General features: G+C 69.5%; 10 protein-coding genes and 1 pseudogene. 5 read left to right on the forward strand and 6 right to left on the reverse strand.

The features are described from left to right. Positions 1-88 precede the first annotated feature (88 nt). Positions 89-697 carry a DUF6879 family protein gene (locus ABD978_RS32875; protein ID WP_345363457.1) on the reverse strand — a complete coding sequence of 203 codons (609 nt, stop codon included), beginning with the start codon at positions 695-697 and terminating at the stop codon, positions 89-91. A gap of 1,639 nt (positions 698-2,336) precedes the next feature. On the opposite strand from ABD978_RS32875, the pseudogene ABD978_RS32880 reads away from it, so the two are divergent. The 5 genes and pseudogenes from ABD978_RS32880 to ABD978_RS32900 form a co-directional block, all read left to right on the forward strand. Continuing rightward, positions 2,337-3,068: pseudogene (locus tag ABD978_RS32880) on the forward strand (DNA/RNA helicase domain-containing protein); the annotation flags it as partial. A 68-nt stretch (positions 3,069-3,136) separates the two neighbouring features. Beyond that, on the forward strand, positions 3,137-3,490 hold the full coding sequence (locus tag ABD978_RS32885) for a DNA/RNA helicase domain-containing protein (RefSeq protein ID WP_345363459.1): 354 nt from the start codon (positions 3,137-3,139) through the stop codon (positions 3,488-3,490). 316 nt (positions 3,491-3,806) lie between these two features. After that, positions 3,807-4,340, forward strand: coding sequence for a hypothetical protein (locus tag ABD978_RS32890; protein WP_345363461.1), 534 nt, complete (start codon positions 3,807-3,809; stop codon positions 4,338-4,340). Between the two features lie 119 nt (positions 4,341-4,459). After that, positions 4,460-5,005, forward strand: a complete 546-nt coding sequence (locus ABD978_RS32895) for a hypothetical protein (RefSeq protein ID WP_345363463.1) — start codon at positions 4,460-4,462, stop codon at positions 5,003-5,005. Between the two features lie 138 nt (positions 5,006-5,143). Further along, positions 5,144-5,716 (forward strand): SMI1/KNR4 family protein, encoded by a 573-nt coding sequence (locus ABD978_RS32900; RefSeq protein WP_345363465.1) that lies wholly within the window; start codon positions 5,144-5,146, stop codon positions 5,714-5,716. Positions 5,717-5,998: 282 nt separating this feature from the next. Here ABD978_RS32900 and ABD978_RS32905 read toward each other — a convergent pair whose 3' ends face one another. The 5 genes from ABD978_RS32905 to ABD978_RS32925 form a co-directional block, all read right to left on the reverse strand. Then, positions 5,999-8,662, reverse strand: coding sequence for a family 78 glycoside hydrolase catalytic domain (locus tag ABD978_RS32905; RefSeq protein ID WP_345363467.1), 2,664 nt, complete (start codon positions 8,660-8,662; stop codon positions 5,999-6,001). A gap of 96 nt (positions 8,663-8,758) precedes the next feature. Next, on the reverse strand, positions 8,759-11,884 hold the full coding sequence (locus tag ABD978_RS32910) for a family 78 glycoside hydrolase catalytic domain (protein ID WP_345363469.1): 3,126 nt from the start codon (positions 11,882-11,884) through the stop codon (positions 8,759-8,761). Next, the gene (locus tag ABD978_RS32915) at positions 11,881-14,445 is read right to left on the reverse strand and encodes a glycoside hydrolase family 127 protein (RefSeq protein WP_345363471.1); all 2,565 of its coding nucleotides are present in this window, start codon (positions 14,443-14,445) and stop codon (positions 11,881-11,883) included. The genes ABD978_RS32910 and ABD978_RS32915 overlap by 4 nt, the downstream gene beginning before the upstream one ends. Then, the gene (locus ABD978_RS32920; RefSeq protein ID WP_345363473.1) at positions 14,442-16,496 is read right to left on the reverse strand and encodes an alpha-L-rhamnosidase-related protein; all 2,055 of its coding nucleotides are present in this window, start codon (positions 16,494-16,496) and stop codon (positions 14,442-14,444) included. The genes ABD978_RS32915 and ABD978_RS32920 overlap by 4 nt, the downstream gene beginning before the upstream one ends. A gap of 109 nt (positions 16,497-16,605) precedes the next feature. Continuing rightward, positions 16,606-19,608 carry a glycosyl hydrolase gene (locus ABD978_RS32925; protein ID WP_345363475.1) on the reverse strand — a complete coding sequence of 1,001 codons (3,003 nt, stop codon included), beginning with the start codon at positions 19,606-19,608 and terminating at the stop codon, positions 16,606-16,608.

Genomic DNA, 19,608 nt, shown 5'->3' on the forward strand with positions numbered 1-19,608 from the left:
AGGCTAACGCTGAGCACCACAACGAGGAGCAGCGTAACAACCAGCGAGATCCTGGTAGACCTCGGCGCGCCGCGCGGCATACCGACAGCTATCCCTCGTCAGGGGTTGGCGGAGGGAGCGTTGCGATCTCCCGTGCGAAGTAGTCGAGCAGCGGTTCGGCCGCGGCGTACAGGTCGGCGACCTCGCTGGCGGCCGCCCTGATCACGTCCGAGTCGTCTATGCGGCGAGCCCCGTAAGCAGTTCCATGAGGGTCGTACAGCACCTCGAACAGGACGCGGTCTCCCAGGATCACGATCTCCGGCAACAGATGATCGGCTTCCAGGTGCCGCACCTTGTGAGCATCCAGAACACGGATATCTTCACCCGCCTCAGCAAGGAGCTGGAAGTACTGCATCTCCCACTGCAGGTAAGGCGTAACCGGGTGCTCCACCACTCGGAGTCGTCGGGACTCGACGCCGAGACGGCTATCATCTGCGACCTTCGCTCTTACTGTGTCGCGCTCTCGTTCGTTCAACTCAAGCGCGCTGTCCCAGTCCCCGGCAACGAAAGCCTCCCAACTTGGGACCCCAGGCTCGCGGAACGTCTGCCGTCGCTCAAGCTTACGGAAGGTGATCTGTTCGTACGCCTGGTCGTAGGCGTCTGAGTATGAAGCCAGATCCAACTCGAGACCGGGCAGGTCGGCAATCCGATCAAGCATCAGGCAGTTCCGGTTTGGCCGCAACCGCCATATTGCGCGGTATTACGACTAGGCGCTCATTCGTCCCGATGGAAACATCATCGGGAAGGCGATCGGCGAAGACCTCCGTCATATCCGTCCCGACGACAGCAATGTCGCCGTTACTTAGCTCCCATATATCCGGGCAGGTCTTGCCCTGACTGGTGTTACCGAGCTCCGCCGCAGATCGCCCGAGTCTGCGTGCGAACGTCGCGCTAGGATCCGCTATCCACCGTTTAGCCATTGCCGACTCCCTGACCTCTGCTACCGGCAGCATGCCACTCGGCGCTAGGGCCCGCAAGGCATGCGTTGACCCGAAAACGACATTACGTCAGGGTGTTTTTCGAGTGATTCCTTTCTCGGATCTCAACGAGCGGCGCAGAACAGTCAGTCGAGGCGAAGGCGGGCGAGCATTTCGGCGACCTCCTGGCTGTCTTCGCGGTCGACTCCGTACATCCTCATCCAGCGGTTGGAGGACCTCGGTGGCCGCATTCGTGTCCTCTTCTGCGAGCAGGAGCGTGCCGATGTCGCGGCGTAGCCCAAGGGCCATCTCCGAGACGTCGCCGTCCCGCGCGCGTACCTGGTCGAGCAGTTCGCGGAACTGACTCAGCGCCGCCGTCGCTCGCGACCCTAAGTTCACATCCCGGCCTGGCTCGCCAGCCTCCTGGCTCGGTACCTCGCGCTTCGAAGAGGTCCAGCGAAGACCACTCGTCCAGCATGTCCGCAGACGCAACTCCGCAAAGCCTTGACGGATGCCTTCATAGTGTCTGCGGCCCCCTGTAGGGCCGTCCCTCGTTTAGGATGCGGCCCGACGGGCTTCCGCCGATCAGCTCTGATCGCGGACATGCCCCCACCCGCACGAGTTCTTCGTGCTGCTTGGGAGAAGTTCGTGACGGCGCTTCGGGTGCCTGCCGAGGGTCTGGTCAATTCAAAGATGGAACGGCGGCTTGCGGAGATCCTCGCCGAGCAGCTGAAGATGACGACGGGCAGGTACCCATCCCCCTCGGAGAAGAAGTCCTGGCCGCGTAGCCTGCCCGTGCTGGCGCGGGACCTCGTGGAGGCGGGTCTCGGCAAGGTCGAGATGCTCGTCGAGTACCAGCTTCCGCTGACCAGCAAGCGCGCTGACGTCGTGCTCGCGGGTATCGACGCGCGGACCGGCGGTGACGCCTATGTCGTCGTCAAGCTGAAGCAGTGGAGCCAGGCCGAACTGTACGAGGACGACGAGAATCTGGTCCTCGTCGAGGGCTTCCACCGCCCCATCGGTCATCCCCTTCAAGTCCAGGGATATTGCGACTACATCGCCGACTTCGTCGCCCCCGTGAGCGAGCACTCGGAGGCGGTGCGGGGCGTGGCCTATCTCCACAACGCGGCCGACCTCGACGTGCAGGATCTCTTCGCGCTGGCCACCACCGAGCGCACCCGACTCTTCACGAAGACCCGACGCGGCGCCTTCCTCGAGTACCTGCGCGCACAGTTCGCTCCGGACAGCGGAGCCGGGGCCGCGGACAGGTTCCTCGACGGCGCGATACGCCCGTCGAAGCAACTGCTCAAGCTGGCAGCCGAGGAGATCAAGAACCGGGAGCAGTTCACCCTGCTCGACGAGCAGCGACTGGCGTACGAGATGGTGCAGCACGCGGTGCGGAAGGCTCGCCGGTCGGACACCAAAGAGGTCGTCATCGTCACCGGCGGGCCGGGCAGCGGCAAGAGCGTCATCGCCCTGTCCCTGCTGGGCGACCTGTCGCGACAGGGCTATTCGGTCCTGCACGCCACCGGGTCCCGGTCGTTCACGCAGACGATGCGCCGGCACGTCGGCAAGGGCTCGTCGCGGGTGAAGAACCTGTTCAAGTATTTCAACAGCTTCATGGACGCGGAGCGGAACAGCCTCGACGTGCTCATCTGCGACGAGGCGCACCGTATCCGCGAAACGTCCGCGAACCGCTTCACGAAGGCGACGCAACGTACAGGCCGACCGCAGGTCGATGAGCTGATCGCCGCCGCACGCGTGCCGGTGTTCCTACTCGATGAGCACCAAGTGGTGAAGCCGAACGAGATCGGCACCGTGGAAGCGATCAAGTCCCATGCGGCCGCGATGGGCATCCAGGTGGAGCATGTCCCGCTCGACGGCCAGTTCCGGTGCGGCGGCAGCCGCAAGTACGAGGAGTGGGTGCTCCGCCTGCTCGACCTGCAGCCCGGCGGCCCTGACGAATGGTCCGGCGACGACCACTTCGACGTGCGGCTCGCCGACTCGCCGTGGGAGATGGAGAACTTCCTGCGGGACAAGCTCAAGGACGGTTACTCCGCCCGGATATCCGCCGGATACTGCTGGCCGTGGAGCGATCCGGAACCCGACGGCCTGGTGAACGACGTCCATATCGGTGACTGGGCCAGGCCGTGGAACGTCAGGGCGAGCGGGCCGTCGGCATGGCACCGCCCAGCGCGCTGTGGGCGACCTTCGACGGAGGATTCGAGCAGGTCGGCTGCGTGTACACCGCACAGGGCTTCGAATACGACTGGTCGGGCGTCATCCTGGGCCCCGACATCGTCGCTCGCGACGGCCGGCTCGTCACCGTACGAGAGGCGAACGCCGACCCCGACCTCAAACGACGCGCCGTCACCGACGCGCAGTGTGAGCGGCACATCCGCAACATCTACAAGGTGCTACTGACACGCGGCATGATCGGCACGGTCATCTACGCGGTGGATCCGCAGACGCAGGCGGTCCTCGCCGAGTTGCTCGCACGAAACGAGCAAGGACGATCACATCACGGCGTATGAATCGTCGTGATTGTCCGCTTAATTCTCGGGGCGGTGGTTCGGGGCCGTACCGTTCGCTCGGAAAAGCTCTGTCTGCGGTGGTCGTTTGTAGGCTTACATCCCCTTCTCGAAGCATGGTTGCCGAGCATTCCGTACGTCGCGGCCCGGCGGACCGTTGACGTAGCCGAAGCCGCGTCGCCGAGCGCGGCCGATTCCGGCCGCAGAGTGGTGCGCGCATTGCCCCGCGCGCTTACGGCACGCATACTCCTGGAGATGTGCGCTTACCGTCCGAAGCCACATATAACCGGAGCGTAGACGAGACGATCGAGGTGTGACCATGAGGATCACCAGAGGAGCGGCCGCCGCGACCGCGATAGGCCTGGCCGCCACGGCACCCGTATTAGTGGAGATGGCCCCGGCCGCGCACGCCGTCGGGTTGGACCAGGTCTGCACGCTCAGCGAGGTCGTCACCTACAGTCCGCCGCTGACCACCAGCCCGCAGACGGTGACGTTCACCGTGAGCGGCCAACTGTTCAACTGCACCAGCAGTTCGGCCCCCACCGGCTACTACGCCGAATCGGGTACCGCGTCGGGCGCGACGTGCACCAGCGTGCTGTCCGCGGGCAGCGGCACCCGGGTGTTCCATTGGAACAACAGCGCTCTCGCACCGAGCACGTTCTCCTACAACAGGGTCGTCAGCCGGGTCAACGGCAACATCGTCGTCACGGCCCTGGGCGCGATCACCTCAGGAACGTTCACCCCTGACCCGACGAAGTCGGTGGGCACCGGGCTGGAGCCGGACCTGACCGCCTGTGGCACCACAGGAGTCTCCCAGCTCACCGACGTAGGGACCGTGACCATCGGCCTCTGACTCCGTACCCATCGCCGGCCCCTCATCGAAGTGATGGACCTGGCAGTGCTCCCGGCCGCTGCGCGTTCCGGTCACCGTTGCGTAGGATCTCCGGCGGTCACCGGAACGTGGGAGATGCGATGGCGATCGAGTGGACCACGTTGGTCGCGACGGGCAGCGGCGCGGTCATCGCCCTCGCCGGCACCGTGCTGAACGACCACCTGCGCGACCGCCGCGAGACCCGCCGTAGCGGCCGGACCCGAGCGCGTGACCTGTACGTCGAGTTCATCGTCGCGGCGGGCGCCTGCCACACCCGCCTGCGGCGGATCGCGCAGGAGCCCGGCGGACAGCCGGACCTGGACGCGGCCACCCGGGAGGCACTGGTCGAGGCCGGGATCCACCAGATCAGGGAACGCCTCTTCATCGACGCCAGCGAGAACGTGGCCGCCGCCGGTCAGGCCCTGTACGAGCGGCTCCGCGACCTACGACGAGCCGTCGCCGGAGGCGCCTCCTGGTCATCCCGAGATTTCCACGACGTCTACCACCCCTACCTCGACGCCGCGTGGCATTATCGGGCGGCCGTGCGGAGGGAACTCGGCTCGACGCCTTTCGCGCCCTCTGTCTTCGGCTGGGTCACTCTTAACGGCGCGGCGACCTGCCCCGTCTGTCAGAGCATCGCGACCTGACCTCGTTGTCAGCCCCCTCCGGGAATCGACCGGCCTGCGAAACTCTCTGGAGGGTCACTGGCGTCCGCTGCCACCTATGAGCAGCGGACGCCAGTGATGGTCCTCAGGGGCTTCAAGCCACGGCAGAAAGGCACTTCCATGGCAATGCCCCTGGACCGGCTGCTGCAGATCGTGGTGCCGCCGTCGATCGCTGCCCGGCACCACCGGGACTGGGCTGCTGCGGAGGAACGTCTTGGCCGACCGCTGCCGCAGGACTACAAGGACCTCATAGACGTCTACGGTGGCGGCAGTTTCGATGGCCATGTGGGGCTTCTGGCGCCACCACCCACCCGCGTCGGCAGCGATCTCGCGGAATACAACGACGGCTACATGGATGACCTGACGAACCTGTGGGCCATTACGGAGAACCGTCCGGCCAGCCTGGCGGGAGAGGGCCTGCTCGTCGTGTGGGCGGACACGATCGACGCGGATTCCCTCAACTGGCTTGTGAAGCCCGGTCAGTCTCCGCAGGACTGGGCGGTCGCGGTGCTCGACGCCGATCTCGGTGAATGCGAGCTCTATCCGATGACGTGCGCCGAGTTCCTGGCCGGTCTGTTCTCCGAGGAGATCACCTCCCGGATCCTCTCCCACCACCTGAGTTCGGAAGGCCACACGTTCCGCTCCTACCCGCTCAATCAGGGGCAGTCCTTCTCACCTTCGTCGCAGCGTTGACGGTCCCAGCAGGGATCTCCCGACGGCGGACCCCGGGGAGAGGCTGATCCCTGGCGGACACTGCCGCTAGAAGACAGCGATCGCCAGTGGATTCCAACGGCGGCGTCTCCTGGTCGGACTCTGCCGTCGCTGTTGTCACCTTGACGCCGCCGTGGACCTGGGTCGGTCCTTTTCGTTCCGTTCGCACCGGCGATGGCGACGGCAATGACGGGTCGCAGGGGCGGCCCCCTGCGGGGCCGCCCACCTTCCGACGCGAGGAGGGCGGGCGGTCCCGTGCCGGGGTCAGCTTCCGGCGGTGAAGGTGACGGGGCCGGAGCCGGTCTTGTAGACCGTGCGGCCGGCGGTCTGGCCGACGTAGTCGGCCGCGCCCTTGACCTTGACCTTGCCGGTGGTGGGCAGGTCGATCTCCGCGGTCACGTTGACCGGGACGTCGACGGACACGGTGATCTTGCCGCCGGACCGGTGCCAGGACACGTGGACGTCGCCGCGCTGGGTCGGGACCGTGCCGGAGGCCGAGGTCAGGCCGGAGGCCGGCGGGCGTACCCGGATGGCCGCCGCGCCGGGCGCGGTGACCGCGACGCCGAGCAGGTCCTGCTGGACGTCGATCACCGGGGAGGCGCCCCAGCCGTGCGACAGGCTGTCGCCGGTCTCCGGGGCCTCCCACGACTCCCACGTGAACGTGCCGCCGGACGCCAGGATTCTGCCGTAGCCGAGGCCGTTCGGGTCGGTGAGGCGGGTGACGAGGTCGTCCGGGCGGTCGGCCAGGGCGGCCATCAGCCAGTGGACGGTCATCGGGCTCATCTGCAGACCGAGGCTCGCCACGTAGTCGCCGACCTTGGGGTCGGACGTGAGGCCGAACGCGACCGCGTAGGCGTTGGCGATCTGTGAGGCGTGCGTGCTCTGCGAGCCGTCGGATTCCAGGCCGTCGATGTAGACGCCGTCCGCGCGGCGCAGCCTGCCGTTGATCGCGGTGGTCAACGTGGCGGCGTCGCGCTCGTACGCCGACGGGTCCTTGCCGAGCGCCTTCGACGCGCGGGCGGTGGCGTTCAGCACGTCGACCGCGAGCTCGTTCACCGTCGTACGGGCCACCGCCGCAGTGTCGTAGCCGTACCGGTTCGGCCAGTCGATGATGCCGTTCAGGTACGAGCCGGAGCCGCCGGCCAGCTTGGTGACCAGGCCCGTCGACGGGTCGATGTAGCGGCGGACGTAGTCCGCCACCGCCGTCATGACCGGGTAGGACTGACTCAACGTCCCGGTGTCGCCGGACTGGAGGTAGTACTCCCACACCCAGCCGGGGAACATCTCGGTGTAGTCCGGGATGTCGCGCTTGCCGTCGCCGTTCGGGTAGACGGCGTTCAGCCGGCCGTCCGTCCAGTAGCGGGTCTGCGACTGGACGAACTCGCGGATCGCCTTGCGGGTGAGGCGGCGTTCGCCCCAACCGGACATGGTGGCGAGGGAGATGTCGACCGAGTCGCCGAGGAACTGTCCCTTCTCCCGGGTCGGGGTGTCGAGGAACTGCTCCTGTGAGTCGTACAGCGCCGACCGCTGCATCAGGTCGTACACCGCGTTCACGGCGCTGTTGGAGGTGCGCAGCCGGGTCTTGGACGGCACGGCGGTGTGCTGGACGACGGCGCTGATGTCGTCGGCGGGCACGTCCGCGTTGATCTGCAGGTAGCGGAAGCCCTCGTACGTGTAGTAGCGGACCGTCTGGTCGCCGTCCCGCTCGGTGTAGCCGTAGGTCAGGTCGGTGGTCTGGTTGTCGTGCTTGGAGTTGGAGACCGTGCCGTCGGCGGCGAGAAGGTAGCCGGCGGTCATCGTCACCGCCGTGTCCTTGGACCCGTCGCGGAGGCGGACGACCGGCACGGCCGGGATGATCTTGCCGAAGTCGGCGACGACCGCGCCGGAGGCCAGCTTGGTCACCTTGACCGGGTGGACCGTCTCGTGAGCGAGCGCGGACTCCTGGTCCTGGAGGTGGGTGAAGACGCCGGCCGGGTGCGCGCCGACGACCTGCGGCGCGGCCCAGGCGGAGTCGTCGAAGCCGGCCTTGTCCCAGCCGAGCGGCTCGGTGGTGCCGTCGATGTCCTCGATGTAGTCGCGGCCGTCGCCGTTGCGGTACTTCGTCGTCTTCCAGTTGGCGCGGGCGACCTTCCAGGAGTCGTCGGTGACGATCACCTGCCGCGTGCCGTCGGCGTGGTCGACGACGACGCGCATCAGCAGGCCGGGCTCGCCGGACGGGCGGCCCTGGCCTGCGCCGTACCAGTGGTACAGCGCGCCGACGGCCGCCGTCTCCCCCGGCTTGAGCAGGCGGGTGATGTCGACCGCCTTGTAATAGCCCTCGCCCGGGTAGGAGAACGCCGCGCCGCGGTCGACGAGCCTGCCGTTGACGTGCAGGTCGTACTGCTGGCTCGCGGCGACGTAGGCACGGGCGCGGACGATCGGGCTGCGGCCGACCGCGAACTCCTTGCGGGCGTAGGTGTAGTCGTCCTTCTCCCCCGTCGTGCGGCGGATCCAGCTCGCCTGCCAGTCGGCGTCCGCGAGGCCGGTGTCGAACGCGGCGGGCTTCGCCCAGGGCGAGGCCGCGCCGGTGCGGTCCCAGGTGCGGACGGTCCAGGTGAAGCTCGTCCCGTGCGGCAGGGTGGTCGGCCCGGCGACGTACGACTCCTGGGAGGAGCCGACCTTGCCGCTGTCCCAGACGGTCCGGTCGCCCTGGGCGACCTTGATCTCGTACGCGGTCTGGACCTCGCCGGGGTCGACGTCGCGGGGCAGCCAGCCGAAGGCGGGGCCGCCCTCGACGTTCAGCGGCCGGGTCTGGTCGCCGACGGTCAGACGCGTCGGGGCCTGGGGTGCGTGGTTCGCGCCGGCCCAGGCCGGTGCGGGCATCAGCGCGGCCACCGCGGTGGTCGCCGCTCCGGCGGCCGTCAGGGCCGTCAGGAAACGCCTTCTCATCGTGACTTCCTCCTTGCGAACACACGGCCGGCCGGCCGCTGTGGTCCTGGTGGTGCGCCGCTCCCCTCCCGCGTCCAGGCGGGAGCCGCGCTCGGGTCACTTCGAGGGGAAGACCCAGACGCCGGAACCGACCTGGTGGACCTCACCGGAGCCGGGGACGTGCACCTCGGCGGAGGTGCCCGGCGGGACGGTCACCTTCAGCCGGATGCCTCCGTCGTCGCTCTTCGTCCACTCCGACCGGGCCTCGCCGTACGGGGTCCGGTAGCTGCCCTCGGCGTGGGTCAGGTCGCCCACGACGGACGGGGCGATGAGCAGCTTGCGGAAGCCGGTCGAGCCGGGCGCCTGCCGGATGCCGGCGAGGTTGCTCGTGAACCACGAGTCGATCGAGCCGAGCATGAAGTGGTCCTGCGACTGGCCGCTGCCGCCGTCCCAGCTCTCGCCGAGCGTCGTGTTGCCGTGCACGACCTGGTAGCCGAGGCTCGGGCTGGTCGTCTGCGTCGCGACCTTGTAGATCACGTCGTCGGGCAGCACGCGGAACACGCTGGGCAGCGAGATCTCACCGAGCTGCAGGTGGTACCCGGCCGCCGTGATGCTGGAGACCAGGTGGTCGAGCAGCCGCTGCCGCTGGTCCGACGGGACGGCGCCCATGTCGAGGGCGAGCGCCTCGGCGCCCTGGCCGCCGCCCGCGAACGTGCCGGCGTTCGCGTCGTAGTACTTGTCGGCCAGGGCCTTGGCGCCGGCGTCCGCCTTGGCCCGGTAGGCCGCCGCGTCATCGGTCCTGCCGAGCGCACCGGCGATCTTGGACATGGTGTCCAGGACCCGCCAGTAGCCGTACGTACCGGAGACGAACTTCGGGAACGTCTTGTCCGGGGTGTACCAGTCGCCGAGGCTGTAGTCGGTCAGTCCGTTCACCGCGCGGGCCTCCAGGTAGGAGGCGTACTTCTGCATCGCGGAGTAGTACGTGGCCATCGTGTCGGCGTCGCCGTAGGTCTGGTACAGGTCCCACGGCACGACGACGAACGCGCCGCCCCAGTTCGGGTCGTCGCGGTACGCGCCGGCGAGCACCGTGTAGTCCGGCACCGTGGACGGGATCAGGCCGGTGTCGGTCTGGGCCTCGGCCATGTCCCGTACGACCTTGCGGAGCTGCGCGGACAGGTCGTAGTTCGCGGCGAGGGAGCCGAAGACGAGGTGGTCCTGCTCCAGCCAGCCGAGCTTCTCCCGGCTCGGGCAGTCGGTGAGGATGCTCTGCATGTTGTTCTCGATCGCCCGCCGGATCAGCGTGTGGATTCCGTTGATCACGTCGTTGGACGAGGAGAACGACCCCGCCGAGGCGTTGTCGGCGTGCAGCGCCAGGCCGCGTACGGAGACGGTCGCACCGTCGGGCACGCCGCGCAGCTCGACGTAGCGGAGCGCGTGGTAGGAGAAGTGCGGGTGCCAGGTCTCCGTGCCGCCGGTCCGGGTCGTGTACTCGTCCCAGATCGGGGCGCCGACGTTGCTGGTCGACTGGTTCGCGCGGCCGTTGGTGAGGCTCTCGGACGGGTACATCCGCACGGTCGTCCCGGCGGGCGCCTTGATGGTCAGCTCGGGCCAGCCGGCGATGTTCCGGCCGAGGTCGTAGACCTGGTAGCCGTCGCCGGACCCGACCTTGGTGCCCTGGAGGGTCTCCTGGACGCGGACCGGGTCCTGGAGGCGGCCGGTCAGCTGCCCGCCCGGGCTCGGCACGGCGATCGCCTGGTTCCAGTCCTGCCGCTCGGCGCCCGGGCGCTCCCAGCCGGTCGGCTCGCGGCGGGCGTCGAAGTCCTCGCCGCCGTACCAGTTGGAGAAGGTCGTGCCGCCGAGCGTGGTCTGCCAGTCGGTGCCGCTGACGATGCGGCGCACGCTGCCGTCGGCGAGGGTGACCTCGAGCTGGGCGATCAGCTCCGGGTCGCTCTGCGTGAGGGCGAACTTGCGGTACCGGTCGACGGTGGAGATGACGTTGGCGGTGCCGTTGCCGAGCTTCATGCTGATCGCGTTGTCGCCGCCGCGCAGCAGCTTCGTGACGTCGTACGTCGCGTACGGCACCTGGTCGGTGACGTCGGTGTTGCCCGGTTCCAGGACGGCGTCGCCGACCTGGCGGCCGTTCAGCGCGGCCTCGTAGACGCCTTCACCGGCGACGTACAGGCGGGCGGAGCGGATGCCGGACGGCAGCGTGAAGTCCTTGGCGAAGATCGGCATCGCCTCGGGGACCGGCGACCGCGGCGGCTCCTGGCCGGTGACGGTCTGCTGCGTCGTGAACGGCCCGTTGGCGTCGTCGCCGGTCGAGACCGAGTAGTCGACGGGCGCGAACGGGACCTTGTCGCCGGCCGCCGGGACGTCGGTGCGCGGGAACAGCAGCACCTGGTCGAACGTCTTGGCCGACTTCAGGTCGACGGTCAGCGTGATCGGCTTGGCGGAGACGTCGTCGGACGTGTACGCCGAGCTGGACCAGCCCGCGAGCTCCTGGTTCGTCGTCTCGGTGCCGTCGGTCAGGTACTTCGGGAGGTACTTGTGGTTGACCTGGTTGCCGGTGTCGTTGCTGGTGACCGTCGTGCCGGCGGCCAGGTTGTTCCCGGCCGAGTCACGGACCTCGAGCTCGGCGAGCTGCAGCCGCCAGGTCTTGTCCGGCAGGTTCTCCACCAGCGGCAGGCCCAGCTTGGTCACGTTGATCCGGACGTACCGGGCGGTCGTCTCGGGCAGCTTCACCACGATCGGAGTGGGCTGCTTCTCCTTGAACCGCCAGTCCGGATGCGTGATCCACTGACCGGACCAGTCCTTGGCCGAGGTCAGGCCGGTCTCGAACCACGCCGGGTCGCTCCACGACGACGCGCCGCCGTGCGTGATCCACACGCGGACCCGCCAGTACACGCGGGTACGGCTGCCCAGCGCCCTGCCGGCGTAGTCGACGCGCTGGTCCGCCGAGGCGACCCGGCCGGTGTCCCACAGGTCGGGGTGGTCGAACCCGTCCGGGCTGGTCGCGGCCTGGATCTGGTAGGCCTGCTGGGTGACGTCCTGGCCGGTGTCGTTCAGCTTCCAGGTCAGCGGCGGGGTGGTGTCCTCGATGCCGAGCTGTTCGGACAGGTCGCCGGCGCGCAGGCCGGTGACGGCGGGGTGGGCGGACGCGAGGGCGGGCACGGCCGTGGCCGTGCCGCACGCGGCCACGATCGCGGCGACCGCGGAGATCCGCCGCAGGGGGGTGCTGCTCACGAGGTCCTTCCTTGGGCGTGCAGTGCCGCGACGTCGGCGGCGCTGAGGGCGTGGTTGTAGACGCGGAAGTCGTCCACCTGGCCCTGCAGGTAGGGGTGGCTGGAGTTCTGCGAACGGCCGAGGTAGTTCAACTGGGTGGCACCGAGCAGCAGCGGGCTCATCACGAGCGTGTCGTTGCGGCCGGTCTCCGCGCCGTCGAAGTACAGGACCGCGCTGCCGTCGGCGATGGTGACGGCGACGTGGGTCCAGGTGCCGGCCGGGATCGGGCCGGCGGCGTCCACGTAGTCCTCGGCGGACATCCCGGCGATCTTCATGGCGAAGCGGGCCTTGCCCAGGCCGGTGCGCACGGTGAGGAACAGGTAGGTGTTCTTGTGGAAGCCCAGGTCGAAGACGCGCGCGGAGTTGGCGAGCTCCTCCGGGTTCACCCAGGCGGCGATGGTCAGGGCCTCCAGGCCGCTGATCAGGCCGGGCGGCAGGGCGACGTGGCCGCCCTTGCCGTCCAGGGCGACCGCGCCGTCGCCCGTCCACGTCGCGCCGCCGACGAGGGTGGCGTCCGGCCAGGTCTTCGTGGCGTCCTTGGCCGTCGTGCCGCTCCCCTCGCCGAAGGGGTACCGCACGGTCAGGCGGGGCTTGGCCGGACCGGGCGGCACCGCCCAGTACACGGTGTAGCGCTGGTGCTGGATCTCGGAGAACGGGATGAGGGTCACGTCGGAACCGCCCGCCGTCGCGGTGAACGTCAGGTCGTCGCCGCCGGCCCGTACGGACTTCGGGTCGATCGCCGGGATCGTCGTCAGCTGCGTGCCGCCGTACCCGCCGGCGAGGACGACCGGGCCGTAGCTGACCGTCTGGACCTGCGGGTTGTCGGGGGCCTTGCGCCAGTCCAGGCCCATCGGCAGCGTGACCTCGACGGTGTCGCCGTCACGCCAGCGCCGCTCGATGGTGAGGTACGTCCCGGCGTGGGCCGCGCCCGCGTCCCGGCGGTTGATCCGGACCCGGGCGTGGCGCGTCCAGCCCGGGATGCGGATCTTCATCGTGAACCGGCCCTCGCCGCTGACGGTCAGCCGGGTGGTGTCCTCATCCGGGAAGCGGGTCTCCTGGCGGATGCGCACGCCGCGCTCGGCCCAGGCCAGCTCGGAGGGGATGAACAGGTTGACGTACAGCGTGCGGCCGGTGCGGAAGTAGATGGAGTCGGCGAACTTCGTGTGCGTCTCCATCCCGGTGCCGTGGTCGCAGGAGAAGTTGGTGTAGTCGCTGCTGTAGCTGCCGGGGTCGGCGCCCAGCCCGCCCTTCACCTGCCGCTGCGTGCCGGGCCACAGGCCGGTGTAGTAGGTGCAGAACCCGTGCGCGGAGTCGGGGTCCTGCTCGCCGAGCATCTGGTTGTACAGGGTCCACTCGTAGTAGTCCATGTACTCCGGGCGCGGGTCGTGGAAGAACAGCAGCCGCGTCAGCTTGAGCATGTTGTAGCTGTTGCAGTTCTCGCAGGTGTTCTCGCCGAGCTGGGAGACGATCTGGTCCGGCGGGCAGAACAGCTCCGCGTTGCTGTTGCCGCCGATCGCGTAGCTGTGGTGCCGGACGACCGTCCGCCAGAAGAAGGTCGCGATGTCGAGGTAGCGGGTGTCGCCCGTGGCCTCGTACTCGCGGACCGCGCCGACGATCTTGGGGATCTGGGTGTTGGCGTGCAGGCCGGCCAGCTGGTCCTGGCCGGCGGCGAGCGGGCCGAACACCGCGTCGTGGTCGAACCGCTGCGCCGTGCGCAGGTGCGCCGGGTCGCGGGTCAGCATGTAGAGCTCGGCCAGCACGTCGTTCATGCCGCCGAACTCCACGCGCAGCACGCTCTGCATCTGGTCGTGGGTCAGCTTCGAGGTGCGGGCGTCGGCCCAGGCGGCCATGCCCTTGAGCACGTCGAGGGCCTGCTGGTCGCCGCTGAGCCGGTACTGGTCGAGCAGTCCCGCCATGACCTTGTGCAGGGTGTAGTACGGCGCCCAGGGGCTCCCGCCCGCCTCGAGCTGGTCGAAAACCTTTTCCTCGAAGGCGGACAGATACCCGGTCGTGTAGCCCGCTCCCGGCGCCGCCGCCTGGCACTTGGCCAGCTCGCCGACGAGGTAGCGGGCCTTGGCGGCGTACGCGTCGTCGCCGGTGTTCGCGTGCGCCTGGGCGAGCGCGGACAGCAGGTGCCCGGTGGAGTGGCCCCGTAGCTGGACGTTCGGCGCCTCCCAGCCGCCGCACGGCTCGGCCGTCGACGGCAGCCCGACGTTGACCCGGAACATGTGCAGCAGCCGGTCCGCGTCGACGAACTTCAGGTACGCGCAGGTCCGGTCCATGTTGTCGTGGAACCGGCTCGCAAGCAGCGCGACCCCGCTCAGCGGGAACGGCGCGACGGACGGGGCCGCCGACGCCACGGCGGCGGCGCCGTCGGCGGCCAGCGCCGTACGGGCCGGCGCGGTCAGGCCGACGGCCGCGACCGCGCCGCCCGCGACGCCGAGGAATCCGCGCCGGGAGAACGGCGTGCGCATCCCCTTCGCCGCGCCCGCGGGCGCGCCCGTACCTTCGGACCTGCTCACTTGCCCCCCAGCGGCTTGGTCTTGATCGTGTAGTGGCCGGCGGTCAGGCCCTCGAGGTAGACGTAGTCGCCGTCGGCGTGCGCGCCGTACGCCGTGGCGCGGGTGCCGTTCCAGGCGAGGTGCCCGTTGACGAAGATCTGGGTCTTCTTGCCGAGGGTCGGGACGCCGACGCGGCCGGTCGTGCCCTTCGGCGCCGCGAGGTGCGCGCTGAACTCGCCCTTGTGGATGCGCCAGGAGGCGTCCACGGGCCCGTACTCCGTGGTGATCCGGCCCTGGGTGAAGGTCAGGTCGGCCACGTGCGGGACGAAGCGGAACGTACGCCCGCCGGGTGAGTCGGGGGCGACGCCGAGGACGTAGGAGCTGAGCGCCGGGGTCGGGCCGGTCGCCCAGCCGTGCGCGAGGCTGACGTAGTTGCTGCAGAACAGGCAGGACTCGCCCGCCCGGTAGGACTCCCAGAAGGTGCTCTGGGTGCCGTGCGGGTTGTTCAGCATGTAGCCCCACTGGCGGCGGATCAGGTCCACGCCGGCCTGGTCGGCGGCCTGGCCGCCCGCCGCGAAGTGCGCGTTGACCTCGAGGGATCCGGAGAAGACGCCGGGGTTGCCCTTGTTCTCCGGTGCGGTGGAGCCGACGTCGTTCCAGTTGCCGGTGAGCTGCGCGCTGATCCGCCGGGCCTGGTCCGCGTCCGCGAGGCCGTACCAGACCGCGATGGAGTTGCCGTCCTGCGGGTGGATCGTCTGGTTCGGGTAGTACTTGTAAGCCCCGACGCTGTCGTCCCAGAAGTTCTGGTTGATCGCGGTGCGCAGCGCCGCCGCCTTGCTCGCGTACGACGCGGCGAGCGCCGCGTCACCGCGCGCGGTGGCCAGCTCCGACCCGGTGTTCAGCACCCGCCACAGCAGGGCGTTGGCGGTGAAGTTCTCGCCCTTGGTGAGGATGCGCACCGAGTCGCCGGTGCCGGTGATGGACAGCAGGCCGTTCGCGTCCAGCTTGGCGAGGCTGTAGTCGACGCCCAGCTTGTAGTCGTCCCAGACGCTCGTCAGCCACGCCGAGTCGCCGGTGTAGCGGTAGTAGTCGTAGCTCGTCGACAGCGTCCACAGGTGGTAGGTGTCGGAGCCGTACTTGTTCATCATCGGCCCGGAGTACGGCAGCTCACCGGTGCTCTTCTGGTGCTGGAAGATCGTGGTGAGCGCGTTGCGCGCCGAGACGGTGTCGTTGAAGGCGGCGTACGCCGCGGGGATCTCGACGCCGAGGTCGCCCGGCCAGACGGTGCGGTCGCGCTTGGCCCCGTCGACGAGGATGGTGTCGCCCACGCCGACGTCGCCGGTGTTGTCCCACAGCGCGCTCGGCGGCTCCCAGGTGCGGCCGGTCTTCGGGTCGATCGTGTTGAGCTGGACGGTGTAGGCGCCCGCGTACCAGATGCGGTTGAGCAGCGGGTCGCTGGAGTAGAAGTAGTTCGCGTACTGCGCGGGGTTCTTCATCGCCGGCGCGGCGGTGAAGTGCACGGACACGCCGTCGAGGTCGACGCTGCCCGCGGCGGACAGGAACAGCGTCAGGTAGCGGAAGCCGCCGCGCTGGTGCTGGGCGGGCGTCGTGTAGGTGGTCGGGCCGTTCACGTCGGCGTACAGCACGCCGTCGGTCTTGCGCGGCCCGCCGGTGGAGGCGTCGGAGTCGGGGCCGACGTAGTCGGAGGACTCACTGAACGCCAGGCCGACCTGCTGTGCGCCGTCGGAGCCGGCGAAGTGCAGCGTGACCAGGCCGCCGACGTCCTTGCCGAAGTCCAGCGTGACGTAGGAGCCGTTGCCGCTGATCCGGGTCGTCTCACCGCTCAGAACGGCGGACGGGTTCGTCACGGTGCCGTTGGTGGTGTAGATCGCCGCGGGCCGTACGGTCCGGCTCTTCGGCGAGAGGTTGTAGGCGTCCCACGGGTGGGCCGCGACCGCCTTCGCGGCGGTGGTCCCGGCGAGGGCCGGCGGGACGCTCAGGGCCGGCACGGCCAGGGCGGCCAGTCCGGCGGCGGTGAGGGCGAGACGGTGACGTCGCTTCCAGGGGCTCATGCGACCTCGAATTCGTGCTGGTGCGGAAAGGTGAATCGGAGACGTGGGAGCCGGGCCGGGCGCGGGGAGACGGAGGACCCCCGCGACCGGCCCGGGGTCGGAGGTGGGGCTAAGCGATCACGGCCTGCGCGTACGGGACCAGGCTGACCGGGCCGATGAGCCCGTACGCCTGGCGGGACGCGACGCCGTAGACGGACGGGTCGGACACCCGCAGCCGGTTGTTCAGGGTCGTCGCGACCTCCACCGTGATGGTGTTGGCGCCGGCCCGCAGGTACGGGCCGACGTCGACGACCGGGTTGATCTGGTCGACGGGTGGCACCTGCCTGCCGTTGACCGTGACCCGGCAGGTGTCGAAGACCTGGCCCAGTCGCAGGTACGCGCCGTACGCGCTGGTCCAGGGCCGGGGCAGGTCGACGGTCGTGGTGTAGCGGCCGATGCCCGAGACATCCGCCAGTTCGGGGATGCTCGGCCACGGCTGCAGCGAGTCCAGGGTCAGCCGGTGGAGGATCGTCTCGGTCTCGGTCGCGGACGCGCCGGGCCGCAGGTCCTCGACCTCCAGCCGCCAGCTCGCCGGCGTGATCGGCGCGGGGACGTCCGGGATCTCCGTCCGTACCGTGCGGCCCGTGGACAGGGTGGTCGCGTAGGTGCCGGCCGCGGTCGCGCGGGCCATCAGCCTGCCGTCGGCGAACACGACCTCGGCGGCTTCGGTGCCGGTGGCGTGGGCCCGCCCGGAGGCGTCGCCGAGGCTGCCGGGGCCCGCCAGCGCGACGATCAGCACTTCGCCGGGCTGCAGGGCGACCCGCATGGTGATCGTGTCGCCGTCCTCGGTGTAGAGGGCGACCCGCCGTACCTCTCCGGACCAGGGGTCGAGGAGGTAGGGCACCGCGTTCTTGTGGGTGCGGGTGAAGGACACCTGGTGGTCGATCGCGGCGACCGGCGGCTTGACCGTCTCGGCGTGCTTGCCGTTGCAGAGGTAGTAGTAGTCGACGTCGCCCTTGTCGTCGTACCGGTGGAAGTTGAGCAGCGTCGAGCTCTGCGCGTAGGTCACGTCGGGCGTGACGCCGAGGTCGGCGAGCGCCGTGGGGACGTCGGTCGTGCCGGCGACGACCTTGACCTTCGGCTGCTTGAGCAGGTCGGCCACGACCGACCGCAGCCTGGCGTTCTCGGCGCCGGACCCCAGGCCCGGCACGACCGGTGCGGACCAGTCGCCGAGCAGCACGATCGGCAGGCCCGCCCTGGTGAACTTCAGCAGCTTCTCGGCGACGCCGAGCTGCAGCGTGGAGTCCATGTTGTAGAAGTGGTCGCCCTCGATGAACACGACCTTGTACTGCGGGCCGTCGGGGGCGAGCCGGCCGCTGCGGACGTCGGCGTTCGGCAGGTCCAGCAGCGGCGCGCTGATGAACTGGTGGTTCCAGCCCAGCGTGATGCCGGTCGCGGTGAACCAGGACACGCCGATGCCGGTCTTGGAGTAGCCGGTCTGCCGGAAGACCGCGACGTCGACGCGCGGCGTGCCGGTCTGCAGCACCTGGTGGACGCGGCTCAGATATCCGGAGATGTCCTTGATGTGCCGCCAGGTGGGCTGGCGCGGCCCCCACGACTCGGCGTAGCCGATGCTCCCGCTGTACGGGGTGAAGGCGGCGTAGCCGGGCCACTTCACGCCCGGCGCGGTGGCGTAGGAGAACCCGTGGATGACGCTGCGGTTCAGCCCGGCCGCGTACGCGCCGCCGACGGTGAGCAGGAACTTCTTCCACGTCGTGTTGTAGGCGCCGCCGGTGTAGGCGCCCATCTCGCCGGACAGGACCTTCCGGCCGGCCATGTCCCGGCCGCCCGCCAGGCTCCGCCAGTCGTCCAGGTTGTGGAACCCGATCGACTCGCCCTCCGGCACGTCGAGGATGGCGGCCGAGGCGATCGCGTCGGTCTGCGCGCCGTACGGCTGGCAGCGGAACTCCAGGCCGACCGAGTGCGCCCAGTCCTGCAGCGCGGTGATGTGGTTCTCGTTGAACAGCTGGGAGATGACGTCCCAGTAGTCGTAGCGGATGCGCCGGGTCGCCGCGGCCTCGTAGGCGTAGAGCTGGTTGCCGTTGTCCTGCGTGATGGCGGGCAGGTACGGCAGCACCGAGTAGCCCTTGCGCTTCTCGAACTCCTTGGGCAGGTCCGGGGTCCACATCAGCGCCTTGGTCTCGATCTCGATCGAGTCCTCGAACAGCGTGGCGCCCGCCTTCTTGATCAGCTTGCGCACCGGCCGGGTGAGGATGTGCTCCTCCCAGTAGTCGGTCACGGCCTTGGTGCCGGCGGCGCTGAAGTGGTCGACGACGTAGGCCGCCGGAACGGTGTGCGGGCCGGCCTCGGGCGTCTGCGCCGAGCCGCGCTCCCAGTGACTGATGATCACCCAGGAGCCCTCGGACGGCGCGGTCCACGAGAGCCGCCCGTCCGTGACCTTCCCGGTGAGGTCCTGGACCGAGGCGAGGTCCAGGCCGGTCTCCTTGCGCGTGGAGTTGGCCGTGTTCACCCGCGCGGCCTGCACGAGGAAGAGCTTCTGGACCTTCGCCGTGGACGCGGCCGCGCGCGCGGGCGGCGGGACCGGTCCGTCGTAGGTCGCGCCGGCCGCGACGGTCGCCGAGCCGTACGCCAGCTCCTTGACCGCCGCGGTGTCGTCCGGCGTGATCGTCGGCACGGCGGCGGGCCAGGACGGGCCGATCGTGAGGTCGATCGTCACGCCGCGCCGCTGCGCCTGGTCGAGCGCCGCCTCGACGGCGGCCACCCACGCCGGCGTGCCCCAGCCGTGCCCGGCCGGGTCGAGCACGGACTTGTCGGAGATGCTGTGGTGGACGGCGGCGATCTCCGCGCCGCCGAAGCCGGCGTCGGCGATCTGGTCGACCTCGCGGCGGATCTCGTCGGGGTCGACGTTGCCGTCCGGCCACCACCAGCGGAACTTCGGCGCGACGGACGCGTCGGGCCGGGCGAACGAACCGGCCGTTCCGGAGCCCGCGGCGCGGGCGGCGGCCTCGCCGAGGGGCGAACCCCAGGCGAGGGCCGCGCCCGCGGCGACGGTGCCGGCCGTCAGGAGGAAGCCGCGGCGGCTGAACCCGTCGGCCGGCATCTCTTTCTTCAT

The organism is Actinoallomurus liliacearum (assembly GCF_039542035.1).
Taxonomy (GTDB): Bacteria; Actinomycetota; Actinomycetes; order Streptosporangiales; family Streptosporangiaceae; genus Actinoallomurus; species Actinoallomurus liliacearum.